This is a genomic window from Saccharopolyspora sp. NPDC050389 (genome assembly GCF_040655595.1).
Lineage (GTDB): Bacteria > Actinomycetota > Actinomycetes > Mycobacteriales > Pseudonocardiaceae > Saccharopolyspora.
In genome coordinates, this window is record NZ_JBFAKG010000040.1 from 36,861 (window position 1) to 57,394 (window position 20,534).

Consider the following 20,534-nt stretch of genomic DNA (forward strand, 5'->3'; position numbering starts at 1 on the left):
GCCAGTTCGAGGTGGGCGAGCCTGGTCCGCACCTGATGGGTGGCGGCGTCGGGCGACAGCCCGTGCCCGACCCGTTCGATCACGCTGCGCGCTGCCCCGAGGGAGGCGGGATCGACGTTCAGCCGCGACGCGACCTGGAACAGGTGCGCTTCCGGAAGGCCGGTGCGCTCCGCGGTCGCACGCAGGTCGGCCTCGACGTCGTCGACCGGGCCTCGGCGCTTGAAGTAGTCGGCAAGCAACGCTTCATCGGCAGCCCCCAGGCCGAGCCTGGTCGACAACTCCAGCACGGACTCGACGTTCTGGTGGCGGCCCGCCAGTTCCTGGAAGTCTTCGGCAGCGGCTCGCAACCGCCACCGCAGCACGGCGTCGCGCCCCGCCCGGGGGTCACCGTCGCGCAACTGCTGCGGGTCGATGCCCTCGCGCTGGAGCCAGCGGGAGAAGTCCGATAGCTCGCGACCGCTCAGCTCGTCGACGAGACCGCTGAACCACGGCAAGTCTGCAGGCCGCAAGGCGAACGGCTCCAACCGACCGCGCACGGCCTGCTCCCAAGCCTCTGCGGGCGAGGCAGAAGTGTTCCGCAGCCCCTCGTCCTGGGCCGCCCGCGCCAACTCCACATCGCCTTCGAAGAACGAGAGGTCCTCGCGGTCGACGCCGAGCCGCCGAACGACTTCGTCCTGCAACTCCAGATCGTCGGTATCCCTGCCCCGCTCCTGCGCCTCCAGGGTCGGCTCGACGTTCATCGGGTCGGTCTCCCCAGTCGACCGGGGAGAACCGCCGGCTTCAGCCATCGCCTCGTCCAGGGAACCCGACGGCCCCGCCTCACCGGCCCCGAACATCGGAACGTCGTCCGAACGCGCCCCACCGAACCCGCGCCCACGCGTCGCCCAATCCCCATACAACGGATTCGGATTCTCCTGCGGCCCACGCAGCTCCCGCACGAACGCCCGAGCGGCATCCTCACCGCCCTGCGCCAACCGAGCCGCCAACTCGGTCAGATTCCCCTGATGCTCCGCCACCAGGTCCGGATCAGTACCCCCGTAGTGCAGATTCATCTCACGCGCGATCTCCCGCGCACGCCCAATTTCCGGCGGCACATCACCCGCACGCCACTTCCCCTTCTCCAGCCACGAAGAACCCGAACCCGACGCGGATGAATTCGACCTCCGCTCGGACGTCGACGACTGATCCTGCTGGGGGATCCAGGATTGCCAGGAGGTGTCGCTCTCCGATGGGCGGAAGGTGACGGAACCGTCCGGGCCGGGGTTGTAGTACGGGTTGGGGAGGAACGTGGTCGGGTCGTCCAGCGGGATCGCTCCCTCGATGAAGCGCAGCTGGATCCCGCCGGGGAAGGCGATCTCACGTTCGTCGGCCCCGGCCACCATCGGCCCCAGCGTCCGGTTCACATCGATTCCACCGGGCGCCCGGATCACATAGCGGAACCCGACGTGATCGTCGAAATCGGTGTCGCCCGTCTTTCCCATCAGCGCCGACCGGCTGGTGCCGACGTACATCGAATGCTTGCCCTCGTTCGCATACCAGGCGAGGTCCACGTTCGTCGTCGGCCCGTCACCGATGGGGTGGATCGACCCCTGGTTGTCCGAGGACCGCGGTACGAACCCGCCTGATGCGGCGATCTGGTCCGGCGAGCGCTCGTCGACCCGGAACAGCGGATCCTCGTCGACACGCCACATCGGCGACGGCGTGATGTTGCTCAGGTCGACGGTCTGGTCGACCGCGGTCAGCAGCGGGTGGGACATCGGTTGCGCACTGGCCTGGTGCTGTTCGATCGGATGCCCGGCGTGCACATCGGTTGTGCCGACCAGCAGCCCATCCGGTTGGTCCGGACTCGCCAGATCCGTTCGGTGCCACTGGAAGACCGGCTCCTCGCGCTCATCAACCCCATGTGGACGCAACACGCCCGTCAAGAACCCTCCGTGCGGCCCCCCAGCGGCGTCGATGATCTGCACAGTGCCGTTCTGGGACTCCTTGCGGAACCACCGATCGTCCACACTGAACTGGGCCAGGTCCCCGTTGGCCAGCAGCGTCGGCTCACCCCAGCGCAGCGGGTACTGGTACGGCATGTCGTCGTAGCGAAGCCCCGGTGGCTCTTCCGGCACGGGCTTCCCGACCCGCACGACATCGGTGGTCTCGTCCATCAGCGCGCCGGATTCGGGGTCCAACACCACCTGACCGCCGAAGAACTCGACCTGGATCACGCCATCGTCCGTCAACGACCAGGGGCCGCGGAACGCCGCGCCCGTACCGTCGGTCAGCATCGCCTGACTGGTTCGGAAATCACGCCACAACGACCCGAAGCGTTCCGGCTGAGGCCCCGAATCACCCGAAACCACCGACCCAGGTTCCGGTTCGTGGAAGATCCCGGAGCGCTGCTCCACCAACGTTCGGGTGGGCGCGTCGAACCGGAGGTAGTCACCCGCGCCCTGCTCGACCAGTCGGAACTCCGTCTGCGACACCGGTTCCCAGCGCAGCGTCCGCGTGGTGCCGGCGGGCAGGTAGTGCACCGCCTCGTTCATCCCGGGCCGCCGGTCCAGGACCACGTGCCCCATCGACTTCTGGTCGGCATTCAGCAGGTTCATCCGCTGCTGCAGCACTACGCCATCGGAATCGCGGAGCGCGAACTCACCGGCCTGACGACCATGCAACGTCGTCGTCAACGTCATCCCGGTATTCGGATCCTGCTCCACGCGGAAACGCTGATCCTGCGACAACCACGACGCACCACCACCCGGATGCCCCGCCGCATCCCGACCAGCCCGCTCCTCCGCCTCCCGGGCGCGCTGCTCAGCGAACACCGCACCCGGATCGTGGTAGCCCAACGACCTCAGCCCCTGCTCCGCCTCGCGGAGGGCCGCCCGCGCCACCTCCAAGTTCTCCTGCGCACGCTGCTTCGCCACCGAACCCGAACTCGACTCCCCGACCTCGTGCCACGCCGGGTCTTGCGTCCACCGCGCCACCTCGGTCCGGGCCCGCACGTAGCGCTCCCAGGCCTCGACACCCGTCGCAGGCGTGGCCCCCTCCGCGCCGGACGCTCCCCGCGCCAGCGGGTCGTAGTGCTTGTTGACCAGATACCAATCCGGCTCGTCCGGAGCCTCCGCGCCCATGATGAACTCGCGCCTGACCCCACCCGGGAACGCGATTTCCCTCTCGGAGGGGTAGCGGGTGGCGGGACCGAGGGTTCGGTTGACGTCCACCCCGCCAGGCGCGTCGATGTCGTAGCGCAGCTTGTCGTCGAAGTCCTCCAGGGCTTTCGCCCGGGTCGTGCTGACGAACATCGACGCGGGCGCCGGCTCCTGGAGGGAGTAGGAGGCCAGATCGATGTCCGTGGCGCGTCCGTCGTCCAGCACCTGCTGGTTGCTCGGATTCTTCGGCGCGAAGCCCTCCTCGAAGATGGAATCGGGTTCGCGGCCGTCAAAACGGGACAGCAGTTCCGCGTCCTTCCGCCACAACGGGGCCGGGATGATCCGGCTGATGTGATCAGGGCGGTAGATCGCCGCCCGCAGCGGGTCCGATGCAGGAGCCGGGGACGGCTCGTACCGCTCCGCCGGGTGAAACTCGGAGACGTCGGAACTGCCCACGTACATGCCTTCAGGATTGTCTTCTGAAGCGAGATCGACCCGGTACCAGTCGTAGGACACCGCCACGACGAGCGGTGTGCCGCCGTTGTCCACGGTCTTCCGGGACAGCTTGCCGACCAGGCGGGGGTTCTCACCTGGTGGAACCGCTTGGACGATGCTCACGTTCCCCTCGGAGTCCACGTATCGCCACCAGCGCCCGTCGTGGCTGGTCTGCACCAAGCGCCCGTCAGGATCGACACTGGGCTCGTTCCACCACTCCGACGAGATGTACTCGACGACGTCGCCGTCGTATTCGGGCTCCATGGTCGTTTTCGGCGAGTCGAGGTGTACCGCTTCGCCGACGTTCAGCTCGACGAGCTCGCCGTTGCTGGGAAGGACCACGATCTCGCCGTCGGGGAGCGTGATCTTCAAAAGGCTTTCCTCCTCCGTGGCACCCCATCCGACATGAGCCCGCCCGAGGCTGTCGGTGACCACGACCCGACCCGTGTCGACCTCATGGACCACCCGCGCCGAGCGGTCCGCTCCGCTACCGAGGCCGAAGGAATGCATGACGAGGCTGCGGGTCGCCAGGTCGAACTCAAGGAAATCTCTGGTGCCGGGGTCGGTCAGCCGGAAGCTCGGGCCCGACGGAGCCAAGCGATCCGAGTACTCCATCACCATCAGGTCGACACCGTCGTCGCGGTAGTAGTGGGTAGTGGGCTCGTTGCCCCGGAAGCTCACGATGGCGAAGCCATCGTCGTCCGTCGGTCCGTGCAGGTTGAACCGCTGCTCCACGACCTTCCCGCGACCGTCGCGTATCACGTACTCGCCGTCGAGGGGGCCCTGCAGCGTCCTCGTGATCGTGTGCTCGGTACCTTCGATGGCCTCCGTGATCTCCATCTCGCCAGGCAACCGGAAGGAGAAATGCTGCGAGCCTCCGGCCGGGAATCCACGCCCAGCGCGGTAGGCGTCCTGCCTCGCCTCCCACTCAGCCACCAGCGCCGCCGGGGCATGCCCCCACGCCCGCAACCCACGCTCGGCAACCCGCTTTTCCGCCTGTGCTTGTCGCAACGCCTCTTGCGCCCGTAGCATCGCAGCGGGAGCGGTGCGCGAACTGCCCTCACCCCGCAACGCGGGATCGTGCGCCGCCAGGTTCTCCTTTGCCAACGCGGTTGCGTACTCGGTCCACGCCTGGGCCCGGGTCGCAGGCGCGTTCTCCCCCGACTTCGGCCAGTGCCCGCGACTCTGCTCTTCGAGATATCGATCCCACGACTCCCGGCTCGGCCCCATGTCCGCCGCCCTGCGAGCCCCGCTGGCCACCGTCAGGTTTCGACCATCCTTTTCGTCCGGCGTCGACTCCACGTCCGACCGGGTTCCCGACCGCTGTTCCACCAGCGTCCGCGTCGGCGCATCGAATCGCAGGTAGTCCCCCGAACTCGGGTCGACGAGCTGGAACTCCCTCTCCGACACCGGTTCCCACCTCATCGACCGCGTCGTGCCATCCGGCAGGTAGCGCGTCGCCTCGTTCATGCCGGGGCCCCGGCCGAGGATCACGTGCCCCAACGACTCCTGGCTGGAGCCAAGGAGGTTCATCCGCTGCTGGACCACCACGCCATCGGCATCGCGGAACGCGAACTCGCCGGCCTGACGACCATGCAAGGTCGTCGTCAACGTCATCCCGGTGTTCAGGTCCGTCTGCACGTCGAAACGCCGGTCCTGCGGCTGCCACTCCGCACCGCCGGCCGGATGTCCGGCCGCATCCCGGCCTGCCCGCTCCTCGGCCTGCCGGGCGCGCTGCTCGGCGAATATCGCGGCCGGGTCGTGGTAGCCCCAGGACCGCAGACCCTGCTCCGCTTCGCGGAGAGCCGCCCGCGCCGCCTCCAGGCTCTGCTGCGCTCGCTGCTTCGCGACAGAGCCCGTGCTGGACTCCCCAGCCTCGTGCCACGCCGGGTCGTGCGTCCACCGCTCCACTTCGGCCCGTGCCCGCACGTAGCGCTCCCACGCCTCGATCCCCGTCGCAGGAGGCGGGTTCTCGTCCCCGAGCGCGAGGCCCTGGGTCATCCCGGTCAGGGTATCCACATCGGACACGCTGTCCGGCAGTGCCGTCCCGAGCGGGTCGTAGTGCTTGTTGACCAGGTACCAATCCGGCTCGGTCGGGTCCTCCGCACCCATGATGTACCGGCGCTTGATCCCGCCCGGGAAGGAGATCTCCCGCTCGCCCGGATAACGGGTGGCGGGCCCCAGGGTCCGGTTGACATCCAACCCACCGGGAGCATCTATGTCGTATCGCAGCCGCCCGTCGCCCTCCATCCCTTCCGACCGGGTGGTGCTGACGTACATCGACAGGGTGTTCTGGTGGGTGAAGGTGACCAGGTCGACGTCGGTGCTGCGGCCACCCCCCAGCGGCCACTGGTTGTCCGGGTCCATCGGAACGAATCCTTCTTCGAAGATGTCCTCGAACCGCCTGGAGTCGAATCGGTGCAGCAGATCCGAATCCACCCGCCACAGCGGCTCCGGGATCAGCCCACTCAGGTCGGTTGGGCGGTGCACCGCCGCCTGCAGCGGGTCGAAGTCGGGATTCGCGGTCGGCTCGTGCGCCTCGACCGGGAGGACCTCACCGACGTCCGAGCTGCCCAACTGGACACCGTTCGGCGCCTCCCTGGAAGCCAGGTCGACCCGGTACCAGTCGTAGCGCGGTTCGACCACCAGCGGCGTGCCGTCGGCGTGCCGCGCTCTCACCTCACGGGTGAGCTTGCCGACCAGTTGGGACTGCTCGCCCGGCCGAACCGCTTGGGCGATGGTCACGTTCCCCTCGGAGTCGAACAGTCGCCACCAGCGCCCGTCCGCGCTGAGCTGCATCAGACGCCCGTCGTCGCTGGCGTTCGGCTCCCGCCACCTCTCCACCGGTTCGTAATCGACGCCGTGGTCGACGGCCCACGCCGGCGTCGGGACGTCGTGGCGGTGGCCGAGGTGCACGGCCGGATTCACGTGCTGCTCGGCCACCTCACCGCCGGCGGGGTCGACCACGAAGGTCCCGTCGGGAACCGTGATGTGCAGGAATCCGCCATCGTCGTGCACACCGGAACCGAAGTGCGCCCGCCCGAGACCGTCGGTGATGAGGACGCGGCCGCTGCCGACCTCGTGCCACACCCGGCCGAACCGGTCCTCGCCGCCGAGCCCGAAGGACTGGCGGACCACGGCGTGGGTCTGGTGGTCGTACTCCTGGAAGTCGCCGGTGTCGGGATCGGTCAGCTGGAAGCTGCGGGTAGGTCCGTCGGTGTGTTCGGAGTACTCCAGCTCGGTCGAGTCGCCGCCCTCCTCTTCGAAGAAGTGCGCGATCGGCTGCTCGTTCCGGTGATCCACGATGACGAAACCGACGTTGTCACCCTGGTCGAACAGGTTGAGCCGCTGCGCCAGCACGGTCCCGTCGCCATCGCGCAGGACGTACTCACCCGCGCCGTCCAGCGTGGTCGTGATCGTGTGGTCGGTGCCGGGAACGGTCTCCGTGTGTTCCGCCGCGCCGAACGCCCCGCCCGAGCTCGAATCGGTCTCCGACCCAGAACTGCCATCGGCCTCGGTCGTCGCAGTGCCCTGGGAACCGGACGTCCCGGCTTCGCCGGAAACGTGGGTCGGAGCATCGGATTGGCTTCCGCCGCGCAGACCGGGCACGCCGTTCTCGTGTTGCAGCGTTGCAGCCGCCGCGCGGCGACCGCGCAACGCATCGCGGAGTTCGCCCCGGATTCCGTCGGCCGCGGCCTGGTCTCCCCGGGCCAGGGCGTCGGCGAGGCGGTCCACCCACTGCGGCAGCTGGGACTGGTCGACGATGAAAACGGCACCCGCGCGACGACGCTCGTCGACGTACGCCCGGACCTCGGATTCGATGGTCGTCCGAGCTTCCGCGTCGACCAGGCCGTCGACATGCCAGCCAGTCCCGGTGTCGTCTTGCGTTTCGTGATCGATCGGGTCGACCGGCGACTCCTGCGGGTCTGGGCGGTCTTGGTGCGCGGCGGCGCTGCTCGCCGCGGTGTGCGGCTCGGACGGCGCCTGCTCCATCGTGGCGGACCGCTGACCATGTTCGTGAGAACGGGACGAACCCGAAGCGTTGCGGTCGGTGTTCAGCAAATCCGAGGACCGCGCCCCGCCGCGAAGGCCCGGTTTGGCGTCCTTCGACTCGATCTGTCCTGCGCCGAGAAGACGCGCCCGTTTGTCTGCGCCTTGCGACGACTCCGCGCGGATGGTGCGCTTTCCGTACAGCGCGTCGCGCAGTTCCTTCCGGAGTTGATCGACTTTTTCCCCATCACCGCGCAGGAAGGCGTCGGCGAGCCTCTCGTGGTACTTCGGCGGCAGCGACTCATCCACCATGAACACCGACTGCGTGGCCCGCCGCTCGGCCTTGTACGCCCGGGCCTCCATCTCGGCCACCTGTTTGGCGATGGTCATCGCTTCCTCGGCCGAGCCCACTCGGAGGTTCCCGAGCGCAGGCTTGTGGTTCGCCAGATCGGTGTCCGTGGCCTCGTCTTTCGCCGTCCAGATGACGTCCTTCGTCCACCCCCCACGGTCGTCACGGACCATCTCGATGACTTCGACGATGTCCTCCTGGGGAATCTTCCCGAGGAAGGCCACCTCCTTCTCCCGTTCCGCGGCGAACCAGTCGATGCCGCGCACGTCGAAGGTCTTCCGGACATCGATCCCGGGCTTCGACGCGCGGATCTCGTAGCGATAGCGACGATCGTCGTGGTGGTAACGCGGATCGATCGTGGTCGACACGAACTGCGAATGGCCGAACGCGCTGACGTGGAATTGGAGTGAGTCGGTACGGCTGGCGTCCCTGGGCAGGAGTCCGTAGTCCAGCACCACGGCCGGATGCTCGTTCAGCCACCGGAACGCGGTGATACCGGTCTCGGTGTGCACGAAACCACCTGAGACGTCATCCGGGTGCAGGAGGTGGTTCTCCGCCCCGCCGAACGGTGGACGCTGCAAGCCGTGCTGATCAGTGACCACGACAGCGGCCGGGTCCGAATCAGGATTGTCGTGCTGCTCACCGGGATTGACCGGCACCTCCGGCGTGGGGTCCGACGACGACACCGCGGCCGGTGAAACCGGTGGTGCCGACTCGGTGTTCGACGACGAGCTTTCCAACTTCGCCAGTTCCGCTTTGCTCGGGCCACCCGGCAAGAACGGCGAGGTCGCCACCAGGCCCTTGTCGAGCTCGTACCACTGCCAGACGGGGTAGCCCGGTTGTTCGGACACCACCCCGATCCGCGTGCCGTCACCGGAAACCGCGCCCCAGAAGTGGATGTCGTCGACCGACTGACCACGAATCGTCCAGTTTCCGATCGTGTGCTCGCTGCTGGCGAAGTCGTCGGAGTTGAACAGCGAGTCGAAGGTGTCCGCGTCCTCGCCTGCCAACCCGTACCGGGACAGGTCATCGACGTTGGCGTACGCCGGGACGAGATCCACGTCCATGTCGGAGTGCTGCGGGCTTCGGGATCCGGACGACTCGGCCGGAGCACCGGTCACGTCGTAACCGGATCCGCCCGGCGACTGCCACGCATCCCTCGAGCCGCCGCGCAGTTTCGCCTGGTGCTGAGCCGGGAACTGCGACTCCTGGTTCGCGGCATCGTGCGGCTCGGACAGCGCCTGCTCCATTGTGGCGGGCCGCGAGAACTCGCCCAGCCGGTGGATCTCCTCCCCCGGCTGGGACCGCAGGTGCCGCTGGGCCTGTTCCGGCAGCTCGACGCGGCGCTCCTCGTGCTCGTAGCCGGTGATGCTGACCAGTTCGCGGTCGGTGACGGTCCGCACCAGCCCGGCCAGTTCCGGCCGCTGCGCGAGGTAGCCCAGCGCGGCAGTCCAGATCACATCCGGTGCCTCGTGCTGGTGCACAGCATCGGCCACCAGGGTCAGGTGCAGGTCACCGTCGCGGTTGTACAACTCCCGGACCAGCGTCTGCACAACCTTCTTGGTCAGTTCGACGGTCGCCGCGCGATCGCCCAACAGGATCGACGGCTGCGGGCGGGGGCGGGCGACCCACTGGCCCCCGGTGTTCATCGCCGGTCCGGTGATGGCTCCTCGGTCCCCGCCTCCGTGACCGAGTTCGTCGGCGAGTTTTGCGATGTTGATCGGGCCGGTGCGGGAGGTGACCGAGTAGCGGTGCGGCCTCAGCTGCGAATTGGTGACGAAGCTTTCGGCGGGGAGGAAGGCTGGCACCTTGTGGACCTCGCGCTGCGGCTTGCCGTAGTTGTCGCGCATCCGCTCGAAGAACTTGTCCGCGAACGGGTGCCCCTTGGGCAGCACGAGGAGGTCGTTGTTGACCCTGCCGCCGCGCTTGTGCATCCCGTACGCCTCGCGGGAGTCCAGCACCTGCTGCATCTCGTCGAGCAGTTGCCAAGTGGTCTGGTACTCGCCGTCGCTGTACGGGAGGCCGAAGCGTTGTCCGACCGCCACCCGCAGGTAGTCGCTGGCCGCGGTGTAGCCGGGCTTGGTCTGCTTCGCCAGCTCGGCCAGGAACGCCTCCTGCTGCGGCATCGGCCACGAGCTGTGGAAGACCTCGTGGACGTTGACCAGCGTGACGTTGTTGTCCTCGGCCCACGCCAGCATCTCGCGAACACCGGCCAGCGAGTCCGGTTCGTGGTCGACCGGGAGTTTCGCGGCCTGCTCGAACAGCGCACGTGGTACGTCGGTGAACACCACCATCGGTGCCGAGCCCCGCAATTGCTTCTCGGACTCCGCGATGTTGTCTCGCATTTCGACCTTCGCCGGACTGCTGGTGTCCAGCGGGCCGCCCAACCAGATGGAGGCGCGGGCGCGCAGCAGTTGAAGTTCGGCGGGTAGCGGCGTTTCGTTCTCCGCCCAGCCGCGTTCGTGCTCGGGCAGTTCCCGTGTCAGGACGAAGTCGTCGAGATCCCGCAGGTTGTGCGGCGCGACGCCGGACCAGTTCGGTGCCGGACGCTTCAGGTCGAGCCGCTGCAACAGGTCCAAGCCCTGGCCAGAGGTGATCTCCGAGTAGTCGTGCCCGCGGAGGAACTCCGGCGGGTCAGCGGGCGTGAGCAGCCCGAACAGGTCGGATTCGGGCAACACACCGGCGGAAGCCGGGTCCGACAGCGTCGCCTCGTTCAGCTCTGCCAAAAGCTGCCCGGCTGGGTCGGACTCTGCCTCGCCCGGCAACACGTCCGAACCCTCCAGCACCAACCCGGTGTCCACAGCAGACGACTCACCGCCGCCCTGCCGATTCGACGGTCCGGCCCCGTTGTTCTGGGTGTCCAGATGCGGCGTGCGCGGCTGTTCGACGCCGTCCGAAGGTTCGTGTCCGGAGTGCTGCGACGACTCCTTTCCAAGCCCCTCGGATCCGCTGGCAGCATCATCGCCGAGCCCGTGCACCTGGTTCCACGACAACTTCCCCAGCCGCTTCTCCGACATCGGCTGTTCCGAGCCGTGCCCGCCGGTCGATCCGGCGTCCTCCTGCTTCGGCGCGAGGAAGTCGCTCAACGACTCCGACTTCGCCGCTGCGCGGGAGGATTCCGCGACAGTCTGCTGGTGCTGGACGGTGTGCACATCGTCCAGCACCACCGGCTCCTGCTCGGTGTGGACGTGCTCTTCGGGCGTCGTTCGCTCATGCGCTGGGGCATGGTCTTCCGGTGGTTCGAGTCCCAGCGCACGGAGTCCCGCTTCGTCGGTTCGGAAAACCGCGCCGCCGGGCTCGCGCACCACCCGCGGCTCGCTCCAGTGCGCGGGCACGTTGGTACCGCGGTACTCGGGGGTGATCGACCAGCTCACGTCGCTGCTGACCAGGTAGGTCTTGCCTGACGAGGAATGCTCCTGTTCGAAGGTCTTGCCGCCGACCTCGCTGGTGTCGGTGACCACCTTCTCCGCCTCCGGCCCCTTGATCGAGACCTCGCCGGCCAGGCGCCCGATCTGGCCGGGCCCGGGGCCGCTTGGGTTGGAGTTCCACAGCAGTCCGCCGAGCCCGGCGCGGGTGGCCGTGCCGCCCGTCAGCGTCTTCTGGTGGGTGGCCTTCAGCGTCTCGCTGCTGGACTGCTTGCCCTCGAAGGAGCTGCCTTCCGGGGCGACGGCGGTGACTCGCGGATTGCGCAGTTCCGCATGCAGCGTCAACGACTTGATCGGCCCGTGGTTGAGCGCGCCGGCCTCGAAGTAGCGGTCCTCGTCGAGGCCACCGATCCGGTAGCCCTGTTCACTCATCGCCGACTTGAGCTGCGACGACAGGGTGCTCTGGGTGGTCATCGCGGAGATCTGGTGCCGCGTTCCCGTCGCCCCGGCGGGCAGCGACGGCGCGGGCCTGCCCTCGGTTGCCGCGTTCAGCCCGCCGTTGAGCAATGAGTCGATTTCCGCACGAACGCGGTTCACCCGCACGGCCCCGCGACTGCCCTCCGGGAGTTCGTGCTTCGGGGCCGCCCAGTCCACTCCGGACGTCGCGGAGTTCTGGAGCTGTTCGAGAGGTTGGGCGTCCGCCTCCGGGACGAGGCGGCGAACCGCGTCCTTGATGCTGGCGTGCACGTGGACCGGTTCGGAGGTGGTGGCCGGGAAGAACCGGTCCAGCACGCCGAACGACAGGCTCTGCGGCAGCCTCCCCCAGCCCGACGTCTTCTCGATCGAGATCGTCAGGTCCAGGTCGTGCACGAACGCCACCGTGCGCCCGGTGTGCTCGCTGCTGTAAGTGGTCTCGGTGCTCTTCGTGTCCTCGACGGTGGTCTGCGACTTGTGGCTGGCTTCACCGGTCCCTGCGGTGCCGGGGTTCTTCTGGATCTGCCCCTCCGGGAAGATGCTGAAGACGGCCTGCCCCTGGAAGGTGTGCGTCGTGGCGGTCATGTGCTGCCCGACGACTTTGCTGGTGGTCTTGGACTCCTCGCTCAGCGTCCACTTGTCCGAGACCGCTTCGACCCTGCCGGGCTTCTCGGTGCCCGTGACCGTGATCGTGATGTCTGTGCGTCCGAGCGGCCCGTCGTAGTGGTAGGTGGTCCGGATCCCGCCGCCGACGATGTCGGAGTACAGGGCACCCAACCCCGACGGGGCGAGCGCGGGGAACAGCCGCGAGTGCACCATCGCGTCGAGCCGGCCCGCGCTCGGGTCCATGAGCCAGGAATACGCCGAGGACGTCACGTGGGTGACCGAGTGGTAGAGCCACCTGATGTAGCTCGTGCAGACGCTGTCGGGGAGTTGGTCGCGGGTGACCGAACCGAGCGCGTCTTCCAGGTGCGACAAGAGGTTGTGGGTGACCTCGGGGCGCACGTTCACCCAGCCGTCGGCCAGCTTCGCGTGGTCCGGCTCCGCGAACTGCCCGCCCTGGTAGTGCGTGGCCGCTTCGTCGTGGGGGTGGTCGACGTGCCACTCGATGTCGTTCGGCCCGGCGATCTGGTGGATCTGGTCGGCCGGAACCCACAACCGAATCACGTCGTGCGCGTCCACCTGCGAGTGCGTCCACTCCGACTTGTGGTACATGTCCCCGACGGGGATGACGAGGTGTTCGGTGTTGCGTCCGCTGAGGACGATGCTGGCGTCGAAGGAGACGAGGTAGCCGGGCCCGTCGTAGGCCCGTTTCTGGGAGCTTTCGTGCTCGTGGGCGTGCGCGGTGCCCGCCCCGGATTCGTCGGTCGCGGTGTGCGTGCCCTGCGGCACCAGCGAGGCCTGTTGGTTGAGGCGCGCGTTGGTCCGGCCGTCCAGTGACGTGTCCGACGAGGTCTTGGTGATCTCGCCGTGTCCGGTCGAACTCTTGCTCTTCGCGGTGAGTTCGAGACCGATGGATTCGGCGTGGTCGATCACCTTGGGGTTGCTGAGGGACAGGTGCATCGCGGCTTCGCCGAGGCTGTCGGAGTACCCGGTGAGCAGTTCGCCCTGGCGGTACCGCTCGACCTGCGCGTGGTAGGTGCCGGTGACCGCGCGGTCGAGGTTCGCCCCGATCTCGGTCGGTCCGGCGAAGTTGTGCACCCGGTTGGCCGCGATCACGCCGTCCTCGCCCAGGTGTCCGAGCGGGTTGCCGGCCGCCGCGTCGTCGCCGAGGCCGTCGAACGCCTTGATCTCGAGCATGAGCTTCTCGCCCATGCCGTGCGGGAGGTTGAGGCTGTGCACGGCGTAGTCGTCGGGCAGCGTGGATTGCTTCCAGCCGCCGGGCCGGGCCGGGGTGGAGCCGTAGCGGTCGCGGAACTCCGCGGTCGGCGCGGGTGGGGTTTCTCCCGCCTGCCCGCCCAGCGGGTGTGATCCGACGGGGACCTCGGCGGTGGCGTCGGCCGTGAAGGAGCGCTCGCCGATGCGTCCGTTCGGGCCGAACACCTCGATGTCGTAGTGGATCCGCTGCGTGTTCTGGTAGTGCGTGCCGGTCTTCCAGGAGGAGGCGTTCTCGTGACCGGCGGTCACGGTCACGGTCCGTTCGAAGTCGCCGATCTTCCTGGTGTAGCTGCCGGAGATCTGTGCGGTGCGCAGCGGGAAGTTCGGGTCGATGGGGATCACGCCGCCGAAACCGCCGGTGCCGATCCAGTTTCCCTTGATCTTGGTGGTGTGCTCGTCGTGCGAGGAAGACGTCAGCGTGCTCTTCAACTCGCCGCCACCCGGCACCGCCACCGGCGTCGCCTCGTAGCGCCCTGGGGTGGCGCGGATTTTGACCCACACGTGTTCGGTGCCGGTCGAGGTGCCGACGTGGGTTTCGCGCGGCAGCACGAACGACCAGCCGTCGCCGACGAGCTCGGCGGCGTGCGCGGCGAACGAATCCGGGGTGATCAGCGCGTTGATCCGATCGACGTTCTTGCTGACGTGCGGGGGCTGGTGGCCCGTCCCGTGGTGCGGCGGCAGCACGTCGCCGTCGAGGATCTGGTGGAGTTCGGTGGCGACCCGGTCAACACCTCCGAACTCGACCTTGCCGCCGAGCACGCTCAACGGGGAAATGCCGCTCAGCGGGGTGGCCGTGTCGGATTGCGTGGGTGTGCTGCCGGATGGATCGGGGTGCTGCGACAAGGAGTCCCAGCCATTGCTGACGGCATCATCGGGGCTCATCCAGACGGTCGCGCCCGCTTCAACGTGGTGCGGCTCGGCGTCGATGCCGGTGCCGTCGTCGAAATCGATGTGGACGTCGTATTCCAGTGCCGTCCGGTAAGCCCGCAAAGTCCCGGTTTGGGTGTGCTCGGATTCCAGAGCAGCACCGGTGGTGTTCTTCATGGTGTGCTCGTCGCTGCCGGTACCGCCGACCTTTGCCTGGATGTTCACGTCGCCGCGGGCACCGGCCGCGAAGCTCGCGTCCTGCACGCGGGGTATTGCGACCAGACCGCCGCCCCCGAACCGGACGTCGGTGCTCTGCTTGGTCATCTCCGACGCAGCGTGCTCGGTCTTCGCACCGCCGCTGCCGGTGACCGTCGCGTCCTGCTCGTGGATGAGCGTCGGCGAGTGCACCGAAGATCCGATGTGGACGGTGGCGGTGCGCGTTCGGCCGTGGTGCTCGTACTGCAGGGTCTGGGTGATCTTGCGGCCGCCGAGCAGGTCGCCCGCCCGCAACGACAGGCCGGAGCCGCCCAGCGTCTCGCGGAGCTGCCCCCGCGCCGTCGAGCCGACTGTGTCGAGCTCGCGCCGCAGCGGGTGGTTCTCCGGCAACGCTTTGGTGATCTTGTCGAAGAGCTTTTCGTCGCCGCGCAGGTGCGCGGAGTGCATGTGCTGCGGGTGCGGAACCCGCGTGTCGGTGACCGGAGTGGATTCGGTTTCCGCCTGCAGCGCTTCGGGAATCGTTACCTCGATCCCGGATTCCTGCGTGCCGTGCCGCGTGGCGGAAGCCCCGTCGTGGCGGGTGACGGTGATCTTGTGCCACAGGTCGTGGCGGGTTGAACGGGTACCGCCGGGCAGTTCGACCTTCGAGGAGTGCTGTAGCGCCGAATCGGTGCCGAACTTCCACCCCGGCACGGCAGCCGCCTTGACGCTTGCGCCGGCCTCCACCGCGCCCATCGGGTTGGTGGTGCCGAGCCCGAACATGCCGGTGAGGTCGGCGCCCTTCTCCCGCCGCACCGTGGAGGCGTTCTCATCGGAGGTCTTACCGTAGTCGCCGGAGGCGTTTTCCACCTCGTGCTTCGCCTCATCGACCGTCGGCCCGGCAACGGGCGACTCCTCGCCGACCAGGCGGGTGCGCACGGTGACCTCGACGGAGCCTGCGCCGTGCCCAATCGACTTGGTCACGCCTTCCTCGGACAGCGCGGTGAAATCGTCCTTCAGCTGCACGTCCGAGAAGGCCGCCCGGAACGCGTTCTGGACCGACTCACCGATGCCGAGCTCGGTCATGGCGCCGGCCAGATCGGCGCGCAACTTCGTCCCATCGACATCGGTTGCCTTGACCAGGTTGGTCGCCACCAGATCCTGCTTGCGCTGCGTCGCGGGACTGGCCGTGGGCGGGGCGTCGTGGTGGAGCTCCTGCAGCTCGATGTCGCCCGAACCCATCTCGATGCTGACGTGATCGGACTGGTGAGCCGTGTCCGAAGTGGACTGCGTTGCAAGGTTCGACGGCCCTGCTTGGCTACCGGAAACCGGGGCTTCCGTCAGCTGCCCAGCACCGCCCTTCTGGGATCCCACAGGCCACGGACTCCCGCCCGGAGCACGCCCCTGACTGGCGTAGCGGGGCAACTGGCTACCACCGAGCGCGCCACCCCGCGCGGCGAAATACTCAGTACGCTCCTGTTCGTACAACGCGTGCAGATCGTCCGGATTCACCCCAAGCTGCCGCAGCGCGACCGCCGCACCATCCACCCGCTCCCGCGCATCCCGGAACCGCGCTTCGATCTGCTCCGCACGCTCCAACAACTCCGCCGCCTGTCGCGAACCACCCTCAGCGGAATCATCCAACCGCACCCCATACCAATCACGCTCAGCCCGAGCACCCACATACTCCTGCCACGCCCGGTACTCGACCGAATCCGGCGTCACCTCACGCCCGAACTCCTCACCCAGCATCGCCCGCCACTGCGCATCAAAACCACCGACCTCGAACCGCGGAACCGAACCACCGGAATGCCGCTGCTGCGACCACGTGACAAGACGCTCGGACGCCCGCTGAGCCTCCAAAGCCTCATGCTCATCGAGAAGCCCCTTGACGCTGTACGTACTGATCTCGTACCTCGCAGCCAGCTCCTCGTTCGTCGAACCGGCCTCACGACCGGCGCTGACCTGCTGACCAAGCTCCGCGCGATCCGAACTCCCCAGCGGGGGCAATTTGACATAAGATCTCTGCTCAAAACCAGACTCTTTGAGGAGCCAGTCGACGCTGCCGCTACTGATATTGTACTTCGCAGCCAGTTCCTTGTTCGTCAAACCGGCCTCACGACCGGCGCTGACCTGCTGACCAAGCTCCGCGCGATCCGAACTCCCCTTCGGGGGCAATTTGGCTTTAGGTTTCTGCTTAAAACCAGACTCTTTGAGGAGACTGTTGACGGAGCTCTTACTGATCTTGTACTTCTCGACCAGTTCCTTGTTCGTCAAACCGGCCTCACGATCGGCCTTGACCTGCTGAGCAAGCTCCGCGCGCTCCGCACTCCACTTCGCCGGCATGTTTCCTCTGCCGGTCGCGTCGACAGCTGATATGCTCGCGGGGATCTCCTCGCGCCCCACATGCGACGACCCCAAACCACCATCGGATCCAAGCTGAAGAACCTCATTCACGACACCAGGATCCACACCAAGCTCCGCAGCGAGCTGCTCCGGCGACTTGCCTTCTCCCAAGTGCCCGAAACTAATCTGGAAAATCAGGTCCGGATCCAACTCCGCAGAACTCAACCCACCGACGTCAGTCATCTCCACATCAGGACGACCGAGAATCCCCGCATCCGCAAGAACCTGCTCAACCACGGAAACATCGAACCCGAACTCCTGAGCAAGCTGCCCCACATCTTTACCATCGTGCAAAAAGCCGAAGGTGAGCTGAACAAGCTGCTCCGGATCAGGACCACCAGCTGCCGTCGTGTCGTGCGAACCCGACGAGCCGGCCTCTTCCAGCACTGGCGGCACGCCCTTGTGCGGATGCGACTGCTGCTGCCCGCCCGGCGCCCCGCCGTAGAGACGCCCCTTCGTCGCCCAGTCCTTGTACAGCGGGTTCGGATTGTCCTTCGGGCCGCGCAGCTCGTGCACGAACTCCTCCGCGGCTTTCCCATCGCCGTGTTCGTACAGAGCTGCCAGCTCGTCGAGGTTCCGCTCGTGCTCTGCGATCTTCTGCCGATCCAACCCTCCGTAGTGCAGGTTCTTCTTCCGCGCGAGCTCGTGCGCCTTCTGCTTCGCCTGGTCCGAGACACCGGAGTGCGAAGTCGCGTCGGTTCCTGTAGGTCCGGGGTTCGGCTTTCCAGCTGCGACGTTGTCGCTCGACGACTGGGGCGCCCGCATCGGCCGCTTTCCCGCGGCCTTTCCTGACAGCGGTCCGCTCGACTTGTTCTCGGGCCGTTGCGGGGGTCGGACGTCGCCGGTCGTGGCAGCTGCGGCGGCTGCGACTTTCTTTCCTTGCGTGGTCGACGTGGTGGGGCGCGATTCGGTGGCGGGGGTGCGGGAATTGCCTTGGCTCGCAGCGTGTGAGGCGCCGGACGACGTCGTGGTGGGGCGCTGTGTCACGGGAGTCGGCGAGGTAGTCGGGGTAGGGCCTCGCTGCGCGGTCGACTGCGGCTGGTCGACGGTGGTGTGGTGCGCGGTCGGCTGGGCCTGCGGCGGCATCATCATCGGCGGCGGCGTCTGCTGCGTTGTGTTCGCCTGCTCCGAGGAGTGCTCCGACTGCGTCGAGCCGGTCTCCTGCTTCGGGGTGGAATCCAGGCTTGGGGCGACCGTCTCGTGCTGCGCGGTGGACGGGATCGTGCCCGCCTTGTGCGTGCTCTCGCTGGTGGTCGGCGTCTGCGTGGCCTGCGCGGACGCCGTCTCCGTTGAGGACTCGGAGTGTGCGCTGGAGGTGTTCGAGCTGGTTTTTTCCGTCGACTTCGTCGCGAGATTGCCAGCGGTTTCCTGCTTCGCGGCCGTGGTTTCCGTCGAATGGACCGGTGTTTCGTGCTGGGACTTATCGGATTCGCCGTGGGCTGCGTGCGATTCCACCCCATGTTCGGTGGTGTGCGAGTTGTCGTGCTTCGCAGCCCCACTGTGCTGCTCGACCGGATTGGTGGTCTGATGCTGTGGCGAACCGTCCCGGTGCTCGGCGCCGACCCCGTGCTGGGACTCCTCCTGATTCTCGGCAGAAGCCTCCTGGTGCTGGTCGGCCTCGGGGTGGGTTGCCACTTGCTGGTGCTGCCCACCCCCCTGGTCCTGACCCGCTGCCTGGTGCGGCGCGGCTTCTTGCTGCTCGCCGACCTGAGCAGCCTCCTGGTGCGACGAAGCAACCGCCTGCTGACCGACCCCCTGAGATTGGCCAGCGCCATGATGCGCTGCAACTTCCTGCTGCTGACCAGCCCCCTGGTGCTGACCGGCCCCCTGGTGCTTGCCGACCTCCTGGTGCTGGGTGGTCGGCTGCTCTTGGTGGGTTTGCGGGTGTTCGGAGGCGGTTTGGTGGTCCTGGCCCGTCGACGTGGTCTGGAGACCTGCGGTCTGCTCTTCCGTGCCGGTGCTGGTCGCCTGCGAAGTGCCGTCGCTGACGGTGGACATCGAAGCGGCCTTGTCCGTCGCCGTGCCCGACGAAGTGGTCGGCTGCTGCTGCCCGGTGGTGCCCTGTTCCTGCTTGGCCGCTGCTTGCCCGGCTGTAGCGTTCCCGGAACTGGTGGCCGAGTGCTGTCCCGTCGTGCCCGAAGCACCGGACTGCTGGGAAGTCGTCGCCGCTTGACCCGCCGCGGCGGTCGCCGCAGCCGCAGTCCCGGTGTTGTTCGCGGCGCCGCTCTCGCCGCCGGTTTCCGAGTACCCGGGAAGCGTCGAGTCTTGCTTGGTGTAGGTCGGAAGCCCTTCTCCGGCCTCGGTTTCCGACGTAGCACTGCCGAGGCCGCTCTTGTCGGTCGATCCCAGCGACTCGGTCTGCACACCCTTCGCCGATGCTGCCGTCACCGGGCCGAGAGACTCGGTCTTCGGCGTCTGAACCGACGTGTCGCCGGCGGCCTTGTCCACCGCGGCTGCCGAGGCGGCGGCGTCCGCCGCCGTCGTGTGCGACGTGGACTTGCCGCCGCCGAGACGGCCGAAGCCGCCTGCCATGGCCGAGGTGAAGGAGTAGCTGTTGGTTTCGTCGTGGCCCTGCGCCGCCCCTGCCGCTTTTTCGCCCGCATAGCCGGCGGCTCCCTGCATACCGGCGTTGGCCACCGCGCCGGCCGCCTGGCCGGCCGCGGTCTGCAGGCCCTTCTTCGCCGCCTCCCCGAGCGCACCGCGGGCGATGGCCCGCCCCACGCCCTCCGCCGCCGACGTCGCCAGCCCACCGCCGACACCACCGAAAGCCCCGCTGATGGCCGCGCCCTTGAGCCGATCGTCGTTCCACTCTGTGCGCTGTCCGGTCGCCAGCTGGATGCCCTGGGTCCCGGCCTCGGTCCCCATGGCGATGGCTTCGCCGATCACGACGTTTTTCGCGACGTTCTTGGCGATGTTCAGCAGGACGTTCTTGATGATCTGGCTGATCGCGATGCGCACCGTCGCCACGATCCCGCCCGAGATCACCCCGCCGACGATCGGGATGAACGCGGTCGCGATGGCCGCCGCGACGAAGCCCAGTTGGACGATGATGGAGACCTTCGCCGCCTGAATGTCCGCCGCCGTATTGCGCGCTTGGTCCGACCGCTCCTGTGCGTTCTTCTTCAGCTCGGCGAGACTTTCCGCGCCCTTCGTTTCGGCGTAGTTGCGGTAGGCGTTCGCGAAGTCCCCGCGCATGTCCCGCGAGACATCGGCGGCCGACGCCCGCACGGCATCTTCGAGGACTTCGATGTCCGAAGCCATCTTCTTCCAGGCGTCCGCGATCCGGTTCAGCCCGTCCTCATCGCCTTCAGGCCAAGCCTGTCCACCGACGATGCGGAAGGCTTCCTGCAACGCGGCGGGGAGTTCTGTGGGCAT

At 67.7% G+C, this 20,534-nt stretch carries 1 protein-coding gene (only partly in view); it reads right to left on the reverse strand.

What is annotated here, in order from left to right; translation table 11 throughout:
- A protein-coding gene (locus AB0I53_RS25330; protein ID WP_358607635.1) for a hypothetical protein crosses the window boundary here: on the reverse strand, window positions 1-20,534 show its 5' portion. The gene continues 13,684 nt to the left of window position 1, outside the view; 20,534 of the gene's 34,218 nt are visible here — the first part of the coding sequence; its start codon is at window positions 20,532-20,534; the stop codon falls past the left edge of the window.